Annotated in this window: 15 protein-coding genes; 5 read left to right on the forward strand and 10 right to left on the reverse strand. The window is 64.4% G+C overall.

What is annotated here, in order from left to right; translation table 11 throughout:
• The first annotated feature begins 60 nt into the window (after positions 1-60).
• From dbpA to yccS, 3 genes are all read left to right on the forward strand, one after another.
• Entirely contained in the window at positions 61-1,398 is a 1,338-nt protein-coding gene (gene dbpA / locus AC3WL2_RS00905; RefSeq protein WP_250888476.1) for an ATP-dependent RNA helicase DbpA, read from the forward strand.
• A gap of 49 nt (positions 1,399-1,447) precedes the next feature.
• The gene (locus AC3WL2_RS00910) at positions 1,448-2,629 is read left to right on the forward strand and encodes a BaiN/RdsA family NAD(P)/FAD-dependent oxidoreductase (protein WP_102682209.1); all 1,182 of its coding nucleotides are present in this window, start codon (positions 1,448-1,450) and stop codon (positions 2,627-2,629) included.
• A gap of 131 nt (positions 2,630-2,760) precedes the next feature.
• Positions 2,761-4,944, forward strand: a complete 2,184-nt coding sequence (gene yccS / locus AC3WL2_RS00915; protein ID WP_102682210.1) for a YccS family putative transporter — start codon at positions 2,761-2,763, stop codon at positions 4,942-4,944.
• 27 nt (positions 4,945-4,971) lie between these two features.
• On the opposite strand, the gene AC3WL2_RS00920 is transcribed toward yccS, so the two are convergent.
• Complete coding sequence (locus tag AC3WL2_RS00920; protein WP_102682211.1) at positions 4,972-5,709, reverse strand: substrate-binding periplasmic protein; 738 nt, start codon at positions 5,707-5,709, stop codon at positions 4,972-4,974.
• Between the two features lie 212 nt (positions 5,710-5,921).
• Between AC3WL2_RS00920 and AC3WL2_RS00925 the strand changes: the two genes are divergently transcribed.
• On the forward strand, positions 5,922-6,374 hold the full coding sequence (locus tag AC3WL2_RS00925; RefSeq protein WP_102682212.1) for a GNAT family N-acetyltransferase: 453 nt from the start codon (positions 5,922-5,924) through the stop codon (positions 6,372-6,374).
• Between the two features lie 65 nt (positions 6,375-6,439).
• On the opposite strand, the gene AC3WL2_RS00930 is transcribed toward AC3WL2_RS00925, so the two are convergent.
• From AC3WL2_RS00930 to tkt, 9 genes are all read right to left on the reverse strand, one after another.
• Positions 6,440-6,742 (reverse strand): winged helix-turn-helix domain-containing protein, encoded by a 303-nt coding sequence (locus AC3WL2_RS00930; RefSeq protein ID WP_102682213.1) that lies wholly within the window; start codon positions 6,740-6,742, stop codon positions 6,440-6,442.
• Positions 6,743-6,756: 14 nt separating this feature from the next.
• Entirely contained in the window at positions 6,757-7,257 is a 501-nt protein-coding gene (locus tag AC3WL2_RS00935) for a M48 metallopeptidase family protein (protein WP_023631708.1), read from the reverse strand.
• Positions 7,258-7,295: 38 nt separating this feature from the next.
• Positions 7,296-9,413 (reverse strand): putative bifunctional diguanylate cyclase/phosphodiesterase, encoded by a 2,118-nt coding sequence (locus AC3WL2_RS00940; protein WP_046853949.1) that lies wholly within the window; start codon positions 9,411-9,413, stop codon positions 7,296-7,298.
• A 237-nt stretch (positions 9,414-9,650) separates the two neighbouring features.
• Positions 9,651-10,715 carry a class II fructose-bisphosphate aldolase gene (gene fba / locus AC3WL2_RS00945; protein WP_023631710.1) on the reverse strand — a complete coding sequence of 355 codons (1,065 nt, stop codon included), beginning with the start codon at positions 10,713-10,715 and terminating at the stop codon, positions 9,651-9,653.
• A 100-nt stretch (positions 10,716-10,815) separates the two neighbouring features.
• Positions 10,816-11,145, reverse strand: coding sequence for an MliC family protein (locus tag AC3WL2_RS00950; RefSeq protein WP_102682214.1), 330 nt, complete (start codon positions 11,143-11,145; stop codon positions 10,816-10,818).
• Positions 11,146-11,224: 79 nt separating this feature from the next.
• Positions 11,225-11,476, reverse strand: a complete 252-nt coding sequence (locus AC3WL2_RS00955; protein ID WP_371918102.1) for a hypothetical protein — start codon at positions 11,474-11,476, stop codon at positions 11,225-11,227.
• The gene (locus tag AC3WL2_RS00960; protein ID WP_102682215.1) at positions 11,476-12,639 is read right to left on the reverse strand and encodes a phosphoglycerate kinase; all 1,164 of its coding nucleotides are present in this window, start codon (positions 12,637-12,639) and stop codon (positions 11,476-11,478) included. The genes AC3WL2_RS00955 and AC3WL2_RS00960 overlap by 1 nt, the downstream gene beginning before the upstream one ends.
• A 12-nt stretch (positions 12,640-12,651) precedes the next feature.
• Positions 12,652-13,713 (reverse strand): erythrose-4-phosphate dehydrogenase, encoded by a 1,062-nt coding sequence (gene epd / locus AC3WL2_RS00965; protein ID WP_102682216.1) that lies wholly within the window; start codon positions 13,711-13,713, stop codon positions 12,652-12,654.
• Positions 13,714-13,842: 129 nt separating this feature from the next.
• Entirely contained in the window at positions 13,843-15,840 is a 1,998-nt protein-coding gene (tkt, locus tag AC3WL2_RS00970) for a transketolase (protein WP_102682217.1), read from the reverse strand.
• A 229-nt stretch (positions 15,841-16,069) separates the two neighbouring features.
• Between tkt and AC3WL2_RS00975 the strand changes: the two genes are divergently transcribed.
• Positions 16,070-17,062, forward strand: a complete 993-nt coding sequence (locus AC3WL2_RS00975) for an ArsR/SmtB family transcription factor (protein ID WP_102682218.1) — start codon at positions 16,070-16,072, stop codon at positions 17,060-17,062.
• Positions 17,063-17,070 lie beyond the last annotated feature (8 nt).

Below are 17,070 nucleotides of genomic sequence, written 5' to 3' on the forward strand. Positions count from 1 at the left end.
CAGGCCCGCCTCGTGACCGTTGAAACCACCGCCTTTGCCACCCTCCCGCTGTCCGCTGCCATGCTGGCCAACCTGGACGCCCTGGGCTATGCCTCGATGACCCCGATCCAGGCCCAGAGCCTGCCGGTGATCCTCAAGGGCCAGGACCTGATCGCCCAGGCCAAGACCGGCAGCGGCAAGACCGCCGCCTTCGGCATCGGCCTGCTCAACCCGATCAACCCGCGCTACTTCGGCTGCCAGGCCCTGGTGCTGTGCCCAACCCGCGAGCTGGCCGACCAGGTGGCCAAGGAACTGCGCCGCCTGGCCCGCGCCGAGGACAACATCAAGATCCTCACCCTGTGCGGCGGCGTTTCGCTCGGCCCGCAGATCGCCTCGCTGGAGCACGGCGCGCACATCATCGTCGGCACGCCGGGGCGCATCCAGCAGCACCTGGACAAGGGCACACTGGTCCTCGACGGGCTCAACACCCTGGTGCTCGACGAAGCCGACCGCATGCTCGACATGGGCTTCTTCGACGCCATCGCCAGCATCATCGGCAAGACCCCGTCACGCCGTCAGACCCTGCTGTTCTCGGCCACCTACCCGGCCGGCATCGAGCAATTGGCCAAGGCCTTCATGCGCCAGCCGCAGCAGGTCAAGGTCGAGGCGCTGCACAGCGACAACCAGATCGAACAGCGCTTCATCGAGATCGACGCTCAGCAGCGCCTGGACGCCGTGACCCGTGTACTCGGCCACTACCGTCCACAGTCCTGCGTGGCGTTCTGCTTCACCAAGCAGCAGTGCGAGGACGTGGTTGCCCACCTCACCGCCAAGGGCATCGTCGCCCAGGCCCTGCACGGCGACCTGGAGCAACGTGACCGCGACCAGGTGCTGACGATGTTCGCCAACCGCAGCAGCTCGGTGCTGGTGGCCACCGACGTGGCCGCCCGCGGCCTGGACATCGATGGCCTGGACATGGTCATCAACGTCGAACTGGCGCGTGATGCCGAGATCCACGTGCACCGCGTTGGCCGTACCGGTCGTGCCGGCGAGAAAGGCGTGGCGGTCAGCCTGGTGGCACCGGCCGAAGGCCATCGCGCCCAGGCCATCGAAGACTTGCAGAAGCAGCCGCTGCGCTGGGAACAGCTGGACAGCCTCAAAAGCAAAGGCGGCGAGCCGCTGCTGCCACCGATGACCACCCTGTGCATCGCCGCCGGGCGCAAGGACAAGCTGCGCCCGGGCGATATCCTCGGCGCGCTGACCGGCGACGCCGGGTTGCCGGGCAAGCAGGTGGGCAAAATCGCCATCTTTGACTTCGTCGCGTTCGTGGCTGTGGAGCGGGCGGTGGCCAAACAGGCCATGCAGCGGCTGAACAGCGGCAAGATCAAGGGTCGCGCGCTGAAAGTCCGTATCGTCTGAAGTCTTTTTGGGGCTGCTGTGCAGCCCCAGCTATTGAATAGGTAACACTGTGTACTCCACCGACGTGATCATCCTCGGCGCCGGCGCCGCCGGCCTGATGTGCGCCCTGCTCAGCGCCCAGCGCGGGCGCCGGGTGCTGGTGCTCGACCACGCCAACAAACCGGGCAAGAAGATCCTCATGTCCGGCGGCGGGCGCTGCAACTTCACCAACATGTACACCGAGCCGGCCAACTTCCTCTCGCACAACCCGCACTTCTGCAAGTCGGCATTGGCCCGCTACACCCAGTGGGACTTCATCGAGCTGGTGTGCAAGCACGGCGTGCCGTACCACGAGAAGAAACTCGGCCAGCTGTTCTGCGACAACAAGTCCAGCGACATCCTCGACATGCTCCTGGCCGAGTGCGACCAGGCCGGCGCCGATCTGCGCATGAACACCAGCATCGACAAGATCGAAAAAACCGAGGCCGGCTACAGCCTGCAGACCAGCGCCGGCCCATTCGCCTGCCAGTCGCTGGTGATCGCCACCGGTGGCCTGTCGATCCCGACGCTCGGCGCCAGCGGTTTCGGCTATCAGGTCGCCCGCCAGTTCGGCCACGAACTGCTGCCGACCCGAGCCGGCCTGGTACCGTTCACCATCACCGAGCCCCAGCTCAAGGCACTGTGCACCGAGCTGTCCGGCACCTCGCTGGACTGCATCGCCAGCTGCAATGGCACCAGCTTTCGCGAGAACCTGCTGTTCACTCACCGTGGCCTGAGCGGGCCGGCGATCCTGCAGATCTCGTCCTTCTGGGAAGCCGGCGACACGGTGGAGATCAACCTGCTGCCTGATCGCGACGCCCTGGAATGGCTGCAAGGCCAACAAGCCGAGCGTCCCAACAGCGAGCTGAAGACCGTGCTGGGCGAGGTATTCACCCGCAAGCTGGCCAACTTGCTGGCCGAGCAGTGGTTCGAGTCCAAGCCGCTGAAGCAATACACCCCTGCGGAACTGGCGCAAGTCGCCGAAAAATTGGCGGCCTGGCAGGTGGCTCCGGCGGGGACCGAAGGCTATCGCACCGCGGAAGTGACCCTGGGCGGGGTGGATACCCGCGAAGTGTCTTCGAAAACCATGGAATCGCTGAAGAGCCCTGGGCTGTACTTCATCGGCGAAGTGCTAGACGTGAGCGGGCATCTGGGCGGTTTCAACTTCCAGTGGGCCTGGGCTTCGGCCAACGCAGCGGCGCAGTTCGTGTAGAGTAGAATCCATTCAGCAGCACGGAACGCTTCTTGCTGGTCCTGTGTTGTGAAGGGTGCGAAACCATCGCGGGACAAGCCCCGCGATGAGGCCCCAGAGATTCTTTTTCGAATACTGCCCAGCAGGCCATCATGTCATCGAGCTCGTTCCGCCATTCATTGCGTCGCCTGTGGGGCCAAGACAAGTTCAGCTATGCCATCCGCGTGACCATCGCCCTCACCGGCAGCATGGCCTGGTGCTGGTACCAGAACGAGATGAGCCTGCTCATCCCGCTGTTCCTCGGCATCATCGCCAGCGCCCTGGCCGAGACCGACGATGGCTGGCAGGGCCGCCTCAGTGCCCTGCTGGTCACCCTGGGCTGTTTCGCCATTGCCGCGCTGTCGGTCGAGCTGTTGTTCCCCTACCCCTGGGTCTTTGCAATCGCCCTGGCCCTGGCGGCGTTCTCCCTGACCATGCTCGGGGCCCTGGGCGAACGCTATGGGGCGATCGCCTCGGCCACGCTGATCCTGTCGGTCTACACCATGATCGGTGTCGACCAGCGCGGCGGAGAGGTCAGCGATTTCTGGCACGAGCCGTTGCTGCTGGTGACGGGTGCGGCCTGGTACGGACTGCTGTCGGTGTTGTGGCAGGCGCTGTTTTCCAACCAGCCGGTGCAACAGAGCCTGGCCAGGCTGTTCTACGAGCTGGGCAGCTACCTCAAGCTCAAGGCCAGCCTGTTCGAGCCGGTCCGCACCCTCGATGTCGAGGCCACGCGCCTGGAGCTGGCCAAGCAGAATGGCAAGGTAGTGGCCGCGCTCAACGCCGCCAAGGAGATCATCCTGCACCGGGTCGGCAACAGCCAGCCCAACTCCAAGGTCAGCCGCTACCTCAAGCTGTACTTCCTGGCCCAGGACATCCATGAGCGGGTCAGCGCCTCGCACTATCCGTACAATGGCCTGACCGAGGCGTTCTTCCATAGCGACGTGATGTTCCGCTGCCAGCGCCTGCTGCGCAAGCAGGGCTCGTCCTGCCAGGAGCTGGCGCGCTCGATCCGCCTGCGCCAGCCGTTCGTGCTGGCCAGCGGCTACCCCGAGGCACTGGAAGACCTCAACGCCTCGCTGGAGCACCTGCGCACCCAGAACAACCCAGCCTGGCGCAGCCTGCTGCGCTCGCTGCGGGCGCTGGCCGCCAACCTGGCCACGCTGGACCGGCTGCTCAGCGCCGCCAGCAACCCGGACAGCCTGGCCGATGCCAGCGACAGCAGCCTGCTCGACCGCTCGCCACGCAACTTCAAGGATGTGTGGAAACGCCTGCGCACCCAGCTGACACCCACCTCGTTGCTGTTCCGCCACGCCCTGCGCCTGTCGCTGGCGTTGTCGGTGGGCTATGGCATGGTTCACCTGATCCACCCGACCCAGGGCTATTGGATCATCCTCACCACGTTGTTCGTCTGCCAGCCCAACTATGGCGCGACCCGGCGCAAACTGGTGCAACGGATCATCGGCACCGCCATCGGCCTGACCGTGGGCTGGGCGCTGTTCGACCTGTTCCCCAACCCGATCGTCCAATCGCTGTTCGCGGTGGTCGCAGGGGTGGTGTTCTTCGTCAACCGCACCACCCGCTACACCCTGGCCACGGCGGCGATCACCCTGATGGTGCTGTTCTGCTTCAACCAGATCGGCGATGGCTACGGGCTGTTCCTGCCACGCCTGTTCGATACCCTGGTCGGCAGCCTGATCGCCATCCTCGCGGTGTTCCTGTTCCTGCCCGACTGGCAGGGACGGCGCTTGAACAAGGTGCTGGCCAACACCCTCGCCTGCGCCAGCGAATACCTGCGCCAGATCATGCAGCAATACGCCCATGGCAAACGTGACGACCTGGCCTACCGCCTGGCCCGGCGCAATGCGCACAATGCCGACGCGGCGCTGTCGACCACCCTGGCCAACATGCTCATGGAGCCAGGACATTTCCGTAAGGAGGCCGACGTCGGCTTCCGCTTCCTGGTGTTGTCACATACCTTGCTGAGCTACCTCTCGGGGCTGGGCGCGCACCGCGACACTGCGCTGCCGGCCGAAGTCCACGAGCAGTTGATCGATGGTGCCGGGCGGAGCCTGGCCAGCAGCCTGGACGAGATCGCCAATGGCCTGGCGGCACGCTTGCCGGTGGCGATCCACAGCGACGCCGAGGAGGCGCTGGCCAACGCGCTGGAGCAGATGCCCGAGGAGCTGGACGAGCATCAGCGCCTGGTGCAGACGCAATTGGCGCTGATCTGCCGGCAGTTGGGGCCGTTGCGGACCTTGGCCGGGCATCTGATCAAGGAAGGTCAACCCGCCTGATTGCCCACTCCCACACCAAGAGCGGGCTCAGAAACCATGCTGGCGCATCAGGCGGGCGTAACTGCCGTCGGCCTTCATGGTGGCGATGGCCTTTTCGAAACGCGCCACGATCTTCTTGTGCTCCGGGTGCTTGAGGCTTACCAGGATGTGCAGGCTGTTCTCGCCCAGCGGCGGGTCGACGAAGGCCACGCCCTCGCGCACCGTCTGCGGCTCGCGCTGCAGGTTGTAGCGCGCCACGTATTCATCCTCCACCGCCAGGTTCACCCGCCCGGCCGCCAGCATGCGCACCGCCGATGAAAAGTTGCGCACCAGCACCTTGTTCAGGCGTTCGTCGCTGTCGAATTCGGGGGAATAGGCGTAGTCGCGCACCACGGCAATGGTGTAAGGGTACAGGTCAGCCTGGCGGGCATAGGCAAAAGCCTCGCCTTCACGCTTGAGCAGGCGGATACGGTTGACCAGGTAGGTCGCGGAGAACTGGCCGATCAGGGTGCGCTCCTGGTTGTACCAGGCATTGATCAGTACATCGTAGCGTCCCTCGCCCACGCCCATCAGCGCCCTGGCCCAGGGCACCTCCTCGAACTCGGTGGCGTAGCCGGCACGGGTCAGCGCCGTGGTGACGATGCTGGTGGCCAGGCCGCCACCGGGCATGCTGGTGTCGGTAAAAGGCGGCCAGCTGTCGGCCACCAGCCGCAGCTTGCCATGGGCCAGGGCAGGCCCCGCACACAGCAGCCCAAGTAAACCAAGAACGCAAAGCAGTGGCCGCATGCTCAAATCCTTTCGAAGTTGGGGGCCCACGCTGGTGACGGCGATCTCTACTAGCAACAGAGGTTGCAGATTACACAAGCCAAATCCTGGCGACAGCGGACGATAATGTCATTTAGCCTCTATTTTGGCCGAATTCTGGACGGCGTCATTCTCCCTCGTCGTGACCGCCTGGATTTGCGATGATCGCCGGTCAACCGAAGGAGTCCTCCCCCATGTCCATCGAGTGGATTTGCAAGCACCATGGCGACCTCGCCATGGAACAACTCTACGCCATCCTGCAACTGCGCACCGAGGTGTTCGTGGTCGAGCAACGATGCGCCTACCAGGAAGTCGACGGGCTTGATCTGCAAGGCGATACCCTACACCTGATGGGCTGGGACGGGGACCGACTGGTGGCCTACCTGCGTTTGCTCGACCCGCAATCACACAATGGCGACGTGGTGATCGGCCGGGTGGTGACCGCCCCGTCGGCACGTGGGGGTGGGCTGGGGCATCAACTGCTGCTCAAGGGACTGGAGTGCGCGGCGCACTGCTGGGCGGAGACGCCGGTATACCTGTCGGCCCAGGCGCACCTGCAGGGCTACTACAACCGCCATGGCTTCGAGGTGGTGGGCGAGGAATACCTTGAGGACGATATTCCGCATATCGGCATGCGCAAGGGCTGAGGACATTGTCGCGGGGCAAGGCTGCGCCCACTGTTCAGCGTGGAAGCGGGCTTGCCCCGCGATGCTCATGGGTAGCCCAACACGTCACGGATCTGCCGCAGGTGCTGGATGATCCACTGCTTGTCGATCGCCCCCCAGTCACGGATACGGTAGTGCCCGGCATGGTTGCGCGCACCGAGCTGCTGCTCGAACTCACAGACGATGTCCAGATCGGCCAGGGCGGCGATGGTGTCCTGGGCGGTACGCCGGGGCATGCCGGTGGCTTCCATCAACGCCGGCACACTGGTGGCGGTCTGGCTGTCGATCAGCCAGGCCACGTAAAGGCGACGGTAGAAGCTGCTACGGGTCTTGCTCACTTCCGTGGTCATGGGGTGCTTGTCCCTCAGGTGTTGCCCGGCAGTTCCCGATAGGTCAGGTAGACGCGCAGGTCGAATTCAAGTTGATGGTAGTCCGGCTCCATGTGCTGACAGAGCTGGTAGAAGGCCTTGTTGTGATCGCGCTCCCTCAGGTGCGCCAGCTCATGCACCACGATCATGCGCAGGAACTGCGGCGCTGCCTCGCGGAACAACGAGGCGACGCGGATCTCCTTCTTCGCCTTGAGCTTGCCGCCCTGCACCCGCGATACCGCCGTGTTCAGGCCCAACGCACGGTGGGTGAGGTCCAGGCGGTTGTCGAACAGGACCTTGTCCAGCGGCGGCGCGCTGCGCAGGTACTGCTGCTTGATCTCCTGGGCATAGCCGTACAGGGCCTTGTCGCTCTGCACGTCATGGCGTTCGGGGTAGCGCTGGCGCAGGTAGTCGCCCAGGCGATCGCTGGCGATCATCTGGCGCACCTGTTCCTGCAGATGCGGCGGGTAGGCTTGCAGGTAACGTAGGGCGGTCATGGCAGACGTTCGGAACGAGAAGACGCGAGTTTAGCCAATCACGACGCCCATGGGAAAAACGCTGGGAAATCGCCAGCGGCGTCGGCGGTGAGCGGCCGGGCCACCAGAAACCCCTGCACGTAGGCGCAACCGGCGCCCTTGAGCCATTCGGCCTGGGCCCGGGTCTCGACGCCCTCGGCGATTACCGTGATGTCGTAGGCCGCGCACAGGTCGATGACGCTGCGCACCAAGGCGATATCCGCCGCCGAGTCCGGCAACCGCGCGACCAGGTGGCGATCGAGCTTGAGCGTGTCGATAGGCAGGTCGCGCAGCATGCGCAACGAGCAGTCGCCAGCGCCGAAATCGTCCAGCGCCACGCGAATGCCCAGCTCTCGCAAGCGGTGCACCTGCTTCACCGCCGCGTCGATGTTGTACATCAACGAGGTCTCGGCAACCTCCACCTCCAATTGGGCGGGTTGCAGTTGATGCTTGTCGATCACCTGGGCCAGTTCATCGACCAACCCGGGCATGGTGAACTGGGCGCGGCTCAGGCTGATGCCCAGCACCAGCTGCGAGCCAAAGCGATCGCTCCAGGCATTGCGTTGCGCGGCGCCCTTGCGATAGATCCAGCTGGCCAGGCGGTTGATCAGGCGAGCTTCTTCCAGCAACGGGATGAACAGCCCGGGCGGCACGTCGCCGACGCTCGGGTGCTGCCAGCGCAACAACGCCTCGAAGCCGCGCAGCCGGCCATCGGCGAAAGCCACCTGGGGTTGGTAGACCAGGCTGAAATCATTTTGCTCGATGGCCGTGCGCACGCTGTCCTCGAGCATCAGCCGTGAGCGGGCGCGGCCATTGAGTTCCTGGTCGTAGAAGCGGTACTGCTGGCGACCGGCCTGCTTGGCCGCGTACATCGCCGCATCGGCCGCGCGCAAGAGGCCCTCCACGTTGGCGCCGCAGTCGGGGTAGGTGGCGATGCCGATGCTCACCCCCAGGTTGACCTCGAGCCCATCCACCTGCTGGAAGCTCGACATGCGCTCCAACAGCTTTTCAGCATAGCGGCCGGCCTGTTCGGGATACGGCAGGCCGTCGAACAGCGCGGTGAACTCGTCGCCGCCCATACGCGCCAGCAGCGCCTCGCTGCCCAGGCACTCCTTGAGCTGGTCGGCCACCCAGCGCAGGACCTTGTCGCCGGCCTCATGGCCGAGCAGGTCGTTGATCCGCTTGAAGCCGTCCAGGTCCATGTACATCAGGGCCTTGGCCTTGTCCGAACGCTCGTTGCGCAGCAACGCGCTTTCGGCGGTCTGGTAGAAGCCACGACGGTTGAGCAGCCCGGTCAGCGGGTCGGTCACCGCCTGGTACTCCAATTGCTGGTGCAGGCTGCGCACCACCGACATGTCCAGCACCGTCACCACCATGGCCTTCTGTTCGGCGGGCAGCGGCGCGCATGACAATGCCACCGGCACCAGCTGGCCACCGAGGGTGCGCAGCTGGGCATCGTGCACACGGAAGATCTGCCGCCGCAGATAGGCCTGGTAGAAGTCCGACTCGTGCCACAGGTTGGCACAGGGGAGCTGGATCAGGTCCAGCATGTGCGCGCCTTGCAGTTTGTCCACCGGCGCATCGAGCAGGCGTGAGATGGCCGGGTTGGCGAAGCCGATGCAACCCGTTTCGTCCACCACCAGGATGCCCTCTGCGGCATTTTCCAGGATCGAGGCGTTGAATGCCCGCGCTGACTCCAGTTCACGGGTCAGCCGCTGCAGCATGCGCCTGTTGCGCTGCTGCTCCAGCAGGGCCTGGACCTTGGGCTTGAGGATCTGCGGGTCGAACGGTTTGAACAGGTAGTCCACAGCGCCACTGGCATAGCCCTTGAGTACGGCGGCGTCGGACTGCTCGTTGGCGGTCAGGAAAATGATCGGGGTCAAACGCGTGCGTTGGCTGCCGCGCATCAGGCGGGCAACCTCGAAACCGTCCATTTCAGGCATCTGCACGTCGAGCAGGACCAGATCGACCTCGTGCTCGAGCAAGGTGCTCAGGGCTTCCATCCCTGAACTGGCGGTCAATACCTGCCAATCCTGGCGGGACAGCAAGGCCCGCATGCTGATGAGGTTCTCCGGATAGTCGTCTACGACCAACAGAACCGAACTGCTTTCCGGTGTTTGAGAATAAGCGCCATCCATGTTGCTTCTCTTGGTAAGTCCAACTGCGACTTGTTATTGGATCCGATTGTTACTCTAGTCTCGGCCTCCGAAGACGCAATGCAGGTGGATGGCTATAAGCCACTGGAGTTGATGTTAGCCGACTAACGGTATAAGCGCCGGACAGGCGACGCACGGCCCAGGCCTGAGCGTGCCGCAAAGGCTGCAGGCACAAAAAAGCCCGCATCGCTGCGGGCTCTGTCGTTGAACGGTGCCGGATCAGTTGATCTTGGCCGCCAGTTCACCTTTGGCGTAGCGCTGGAACATGCCTTCCAGGGAGATCGGCTTGATCTTCGAGGCGTTGCCGGCGGTGCCGAAAGCTTCGTAGCGGGCGATGCACACGTCACGCATGGCCTTGACGGTTTCACCGAAGAACTTGCGCGGGTCGAACTCGCTCGGGTTCTGCGCCATCAGACGGCGCATGGCGCCAGTGGAGGCCAGGCGCAGGTCGGTGTCGATGTTGACCTTGCGGACACCGTACTTGATGCCTTCGACGATCTCTTCGACCGGCACGCCGTAGGTTTCCTTGATGTCGCCACCGTACTGGTTGATGATCGCCAGCCACTCTTGCGGCACCGAGGACGAGCCGTGCATCACCAGGTGGGTGTTGGGGATGCGCTTGTGGATTTCCTTGATACGGTCGATCGCCAGCACGTCGCCGGTCGGTGGCTTGGTGAACTTGTAGGCACCGTGGCTGGTACCGATGGCGATGGCCAGGGCGTCCACCTGGGTCTTCTTGACGAAGTCGGCCGCTTCTTCCGGGTCGGTCAGCATCTGGCTGTGATCCAGCACGCCTTCGGCGCCGATACCATCCTCTTCACCGGCCATCCCGGTTTCCAGCGAACCCAGGCAGCCCAGCTCGCCTTCCACCGAAACACCACAGGCGTGCGCCATGGCGACGGTCTGCTGGGTGACACGGACGTTGTACTCGTAGTCGGTCGGGGTCTTGCCGTCTTCACCCAGCGAGCCGTCCATCATCACCGAGCTGAAGCCCAGCTGGATGGAGCGCTGGCACACGTCGGGGCTGGTGCCGTGGTCCTGGTGCATGCACACCGGAATGTGCGGGAACTCTTCGATGGCCGCCAGGATCAGGTGGCGCAGGAACGGCGCACCGGCATATTTGCGAGCGCCAGCGGAAGCCTGGACGATGACCGGAGAGTCGGTCTTGTCGGCGGCTTCCATGATCGCGCGCATCTGCTCGAGGTTGTTGACGTTGAAAGCCGGAACGCCGTAGCCGAACTCGGCGGCGTGGTCCAGCATCTGGCGCATGCTAATGAGTGCCATTGTGTATCTCTCTCCCGACAAGCGTCGTTTGTTTCGTGCAAGCCTGCCGCAGGGGCGGTTGCTGTTCAAGTAGTGTGGGCCACCTGCGCGGCCCGGCCAGTCACGGTGCCTTGCAGCCCCGCCCAATCAGATCGTTGGTCGCCACCCAGTACACCAGGCCTTCTTCACCTTTGGTGTGGAAGGCCAGCATGCCATCGCTGTACAGCGCGCCGGAGGCACCCGGCTCGGCCTTGAGCCGGTAGACCTGGTCGCCGCCACCCAGGCGCACATCGACCGCGTCCTGTTGTGCATCGGCGAAGCGCCACAGCACCTCGGCCTGGCTGTCGCAGACCCATCGGGTCCAGTTGTCCGCCGGGGCGGGTTGAGCGGGTTGCAGCAACGAACAGCCTGCCAGGGTCGCCAGGGCCAACATGGCCAGAAGCGCTTTCATTCAATTACTCCGCCAGGGGCCGCAATGCGGCCCCAATGTCCAAGACCACGAAAACCGCCCCAGGTTGCCTGCCATCCGATCAAGGGCAGCCCGGCGCCTTGCGCTGGTGTTCGTCGTCGTATTTTTCCAGGCCGTCCGGGCCCAGGCGCTTGTTGATCACCGGTGCCGTCTCGGCCTGCCACTGGGACTGGTAGCAACCGCCCTTGGGCGGCTGCGCCGGGTCGGCCTCGCTGCCCGAGTTGCTGGAGCAGGCGCCCAGCAACACGGCCACGATCATCACAGGCAATTGCTTGACCATCAGGTCGCTCCCTTTGCCAGGCGCCTTCAAAATCAGGCCTTGGCCCGTTCTTCCAGGATTGCCACGGCAGGCAGGACCTTGCCCTCTACGAACTCGAGGAACGCGCCGCCACCGGTAGAAATGTAGGAGATATCGGCGCCAACGCCATATTTGTCGATGGCTGCCAGGGTGTCACCGCCACCGGCGATGGAGAATGCGGCGCTGTCGGCGATGGCCTTGGCCAGGACCTTGGTGCCGTTGCCGAACTGGTCGAACTCGAACACACCGACCGGACCGTTCCACAGGATAGTCTTCGAGGTCTTCAGCAACGCGGCGAACTGCTCGGCGGTCTTCGGACCGATGTCGAGGATCATGTCGTCGGCGGCGACGTCGGCGATCGACTTGACAGTGGCTTCGGCGTCTTCGGCGAATGCCTTGGCAACTACCACGTCCACCGGCAGCGGTACGCTGACCTTGGCGGCGATGGCCTTGGCGGTCTCGACCAGGTCAGGCTCGTACAGCGACTTGCCGACCGGGTGACCGGCGGCGGCCAGGAAGGTGTTGGCAATGCCGCCACCGACGATCAGTTGGTCACACACGGTGCTCAGGCTGTTCAGCACGTCCAGCTTGGTGGAGACCTTGGAGCCGGCAACGATGGCGGCCATCGGCTTGGCCGGGGCTTTCAAGGCCTTGCCCAGGGCGTCCAGCTCGGCGGCCAGCAGCGGGCCGGCGGCGGCGACCTTGGCGAACTTGGCGACGCCATGGGTGGAACCTTCGGCGCGGTGGGCGGTGCCGAAGGCGTCCATGACGAATACGTCGCACAGGGCGGCGTACTTCTGCGCCAGCTCGTCGGCGTTCTTCTTCTCGCCCTTGTTGAAACGCACGTTTTCGAATAGCACCAGGTCACCGGCCTGCACCTGAACGCCGTCGAGGTAATCGGCGACCAGCGGTACGTCGCGGCCCAGGGCCTTGCCCAGGTAGTCGGCAACCGGCTTGAGGCTGTTCTCGGCGGAGAACTCGCCTTCGGTCGGGCGCCCCAGGTGCGAGCAGACCATTACCGCCGCGCCCTTCTCCAGGGCCAGCTTGATGGTCGGCAGCGCTGCCAGGATACGCGCATCGCTGGCGACCACGCCGTCCTTCACGGGAACGTTGAGGTCTTCGCGGATCAGCACGCGCTTACCTTGCAGGTCGAGGTCGGTCATCTTCAACACGGTCATGAATGCAGTCCTTCAGGGCTGTTTGCTGCGGGTTGGGTGGACGACGTGCAGATAGTGTTCGGCAACGTCGAGCATACGGTTGGCGAACCCCCATTCGTTGTCGAACCAGGCCAGCAGGTTCACCAGGCGAGGGCCTGAGACACGGGTCTGGCTGGCATCGACGATGGCCGAATGCGGGTCATGGTTGAAATCACAGCTGGCGTGGGGCAGCTCGGTGTAGGCCAGCAAGCCTTTGAGCGGGCCATCCAGGGCGGCCTCGCGCAACACCCGGTTGACCTCGGCCGCGCTGGTGTCGCGGGCGGTCTGCAGGGTGATGTCCAGGCACGACACGTTGACGGTCGGCACACGTACCGCTTTGGCCTGGATTCGCCCGGCAAGTTCCGGCAGCAGGCGCTCGATACCGCGCGCCAGGCCAGTGGACACCGGGATCACCGACTGGAACGCCGAGCGCGTGCGGCGCAGGTCTTCGTGGTGATAGGCGTCGATCACCGGCTGGTCGTTCATCGCCGAGTGAATGGTGGTGATCTGTACGTACTCGATGCCAAAGGCCTGGTCCAGCACCCGCAACAGGGGCACGCCGCAGTTGGTGGTGCAGGACGCGTTCGATACCAGCAGTTCGTTGCCCGTCAGACAATCCTGGTTGATGCCGTAGACCACCGTGGCATCGACGTCGATTTCACTGGCCATCGGCTGCGAAAACAGTACCCGCGGCGCACCGGCATCGAGAAAGCGCTGGCCGTCGGCGCGGGTGTTGTAGGCGCCAGAGCACTCCAGCACCAGGTCGACATCGAGGGCGGCCCAGTCGATGCCTTCGGGGGTGGCACTGCGCAGCACTTTCACGCAGTCGCCGTTGATATGCAGACAGTCGCCGTCGACTTTCACCTCACCGGGGAAACGCCCGTGGGTGGAGTCGAAGCGCGTCAGGTATTCCAGGCTGGCCTGGTCGGCCAGGTCGTTCAGCGCGACGATCTCGAAACCGGCCTTCGCCCCTCGCTCGAACAGTGCGCGCAGGACACAGCGGCCGATGCGGCCGTAACCGTTGAGTGCAACTTTGTAGGGACGCGGGTGGGGCATTCGATACTCACGTGCAGGTGCGTTGAACGACCATCGCGGGGCATGCCCGCTCCCACAAGGCACCGGGATGCCTTGTGGGAGCGGGCATGCCCCGCGATCAGACGGGAGGCATGGAGCCTCCCGGGTGCATCAGTCTTCCAGCAGCTCTTCAGCGGTGCCCAGGATGTTGTCCAGGGTGAAGCCGAACTCCTCGAACAACGCGGAGGCCGGCGCCGACTCGCCGTAGGTGGTCATGCCGATGACGCGACCTTCGAGGCCGACGTACTTGTACCAGAAGTCGGCATGGGCAGCTTCGATGGCGATGCGCGCGCTGACTTCCAGTGGCAGGACCGACTGCTTGTAGGCTGCGTCCTGGGCATCGAACACGCTGGTGCTCGGCATCGACACGACGCGGACCTTGCGGCCCTCGGCGCTCAGCTTGTCGAACGCCTGGACGGCCAGGCCCACTTCGGAACCGGTAGCGATCAGGATCAGCTCAGGCTCGCCGGCGCAGTCCTTGAGGACGTAACCGCCACGGGCGATATCGGCGATCTGCTGGGCATTGCGATCCTGATGTTGCAAGTTCTGGCGCGAGAAGATCAGCGCCGAAGGGCCGTCCTTGCGCTCCAGGGCGGCTTTCCAGGACACGGCGGACTCGACCGCATCGGCCGGACGCCAGGTGTCCAGGTTCGGCGTGCTGCGCAGGCTGGTCAGTTGCTCGATCGGCTGGTGGGTCGGGCCGTCTTCGCCCAGGCCGATGGAGTCGTGGGTGTAGACGTGGATCACACGCTGCTTCATCAGCGCCGACATGCGCACGGCGTTGCGGGCGTATTCCATGAACATCAGGAAGGTCGCGCCGTAAGGCACCAGGCCGCCGTGCAGGGCGACGCCGTTCATGATGGCGGTCATGCCGAATTCGCGCACGCCGTAGAACACATAGTTGCCGCTGGCGTCATTGGCCTCGACACCCTTGCAACCTTTCCACAGGGTCAGGTTGGAGCCGGCCAGGTCCGCCGAACCACCGAGGAACTCCGGCAGCAGCGGGCCGAAGGCGTTCAGGGTGTTCTGGCTGGCCTTGCGGCTGGCGATGGTTTCGCCCTTGGCGGCGACTTCGTTGATGTAGGCCTGGGCCTTCTCGGAGAAGTCGGCCGGCAGCTCACCTGCGTCACGGCGCTTGAACTCGGCAGCCAGTTCCGGGTAAGCCTTGGCGTAGGCGTCGAAACGCTCGTTCCAGGCAGCTTCGGCCTTGGCGCCAGCGGCTTTGGCGTCCCACTCGGCATAGATGTCGGCCGGGATCTCGAACGGACCGTGGTTCCAGTTCAGTTCCTTGCGGGCCAGGGCGATTTCGTCGTTGCCCAGCGGTGCGCCGTGGCAGTCTTCCTTGCCCTGCTTGTTCGGCGAGCCGAAGCCGATGATGGTCTTGCAGCAGATCAGGGTCGGACGGTCGCTCTTGCGAGCGGTGTCGATGGCCATCTTGATCTCGTCGGCGTCGTGACCGTTGACGTTGCGGATCACCTGCCAGTTGTAGGCTTCGAAGCGCGCCGGGGTGTTGTCGGTGAACCAGCCGTGCACTTCGCCGTCGATGGAAATGCCGTTGTCGTCGTAGAAGGCGATCAGTTTGTTCAGGCCCAGGGTGCCGGCCAGCGAGGCGACTTCATGGGAAATGCCTTCCATCATGCAGCCGTCGCCGAGGAACACGTAGGTGTTGTGGTCGACGATGTTGTGGCCTTCACGGTTGAACTGGGCGCCCAGCACCTTTTCCGCCAGGGCGAAGCCCACGGCGTTGGCCAGACCCTGGCCCAGAGGGCCGGTGGTGGTCTCCACGCCAGGGGTGTAGCCGTACTCCGGGTGGCCCGGGGTGCGGCTGTGCAGCTGACGGAAGGCCTTGAGGTCGTCGATGGTGACGTCGTAGCCGGTCAGGTGCAGCAGCGAATAGATGAGCATCGAACCATGACCGTTGGACAGCACGAAGCGGTCACGGTCGGCGAAGCTGGGGTTGCTCGGGTTGTGCTTCAGGTAGTCGCGCCAAAGCACTTCGGCGATATCCGCCATACCCATGGGGGCACCTGGGTGGCCGCTGTTGGCCTTTTGCACGGCATCCATGCTGAGGGCACGAATGGCGTTGGCACGTTCACGACGGCTGGGCATCGCTGAGTCTCCTGGGGCTTGAAAGGGTGGTGAAGCGAAAAAAGACGACCATTTTCGCCCACAGGGGGGGCCGGGGGCAATGACGTATGGTCGCAGTCGGGCTTTTTTCCTGTGTTTGGCCTGCTTTTCAAGAAAAATGCGCCTGCGCAACCACCACCCATCCAGCAATATCAAAACTTTTTGATATTGCTATTGCGACCACAGCCTCCCCTGACTAGACTCCCGCCCCATGAACCTCAATGCGCCCATCACCCCGCAACACAGCGACGAGCTGGCCGCCCTGTGCAAGGCCGGCGGCGACCCGCTGCGCCTGAACGTGCTGCGCGCATTGGCCAACGACTCGTTCGGCGTGCTGGAGCTGGCGCAGATCTTCGACATCGGCCAGTCGGGCATGAGCCACCACCTCAAGGTACTGGCCCAGGCCGACCTGGTGGCGACCCGTCGCGAAGGCAATGCGATCTTCTACCGCCGTGCCCTGCCCGACAGTCAGCGCCTGGGGGGCCGCCTGCATACGGCACTGCTCGAGGAAGCCGACGACCTCGCGCTGCCCGTCGACGTACAGGCGCGTATCGCCCTGGTGCAACAGCGCCGCGCCGCCACCAGCCAGGACTTTTTCCAGCGCGTAGAAGAAAAGTTCCGCGCCCAGCAGGACCTGATCGCCGGCTTGCCGCAGTACCGCGAAAGCCTGCTGGCGCTGCTCGACAAGCTCAGCTTCGGCGTCGGCGCCAGCGCCCTGGAAGTGGGGCCTGGCGACGGCGGATTCCTGCCCGACCTGGCCCGCCGCTTCGACCAGGTCACGGCCATGGACAACAGCCCGACCATGCTCGAACTGGCGCGCCAGGTCTGCGAGCGCAATGCACTGAATAACGTAAACCTGCAGTTGGCCGATGCACTGGGTGCAACGGATGTGGAAGCCGACTGCGTTGTGCTGAACATGGTCCTGCACCATTTCAGCGACCCGGCCCAGGCCTTGCGCCTGCTGGCCAAACGGGTGAAGGCGGGCGGCAGCCTGCTGGTCACCGAGCTGTGCAGCCATGACCAGGGGTGGGCGCGCGAAGCTTGCGGCGACCTGTGGCTTGGCTTCGAGCAGGACGACCTGGCCCGTTGGGCCGACGCGGCAGGGCTGGCCCCCGGGGACAGCCTCTACGTGGGCTTGCGTAACGGTTTTCAGATCCAGGTCCGGCATTTCCAGCGGGCCATTGGCGACATACAACATCGGTAAATTTCAGG

This window comes from Pseudomonas sp. FW305-96 (assembly GCF_058783825.1).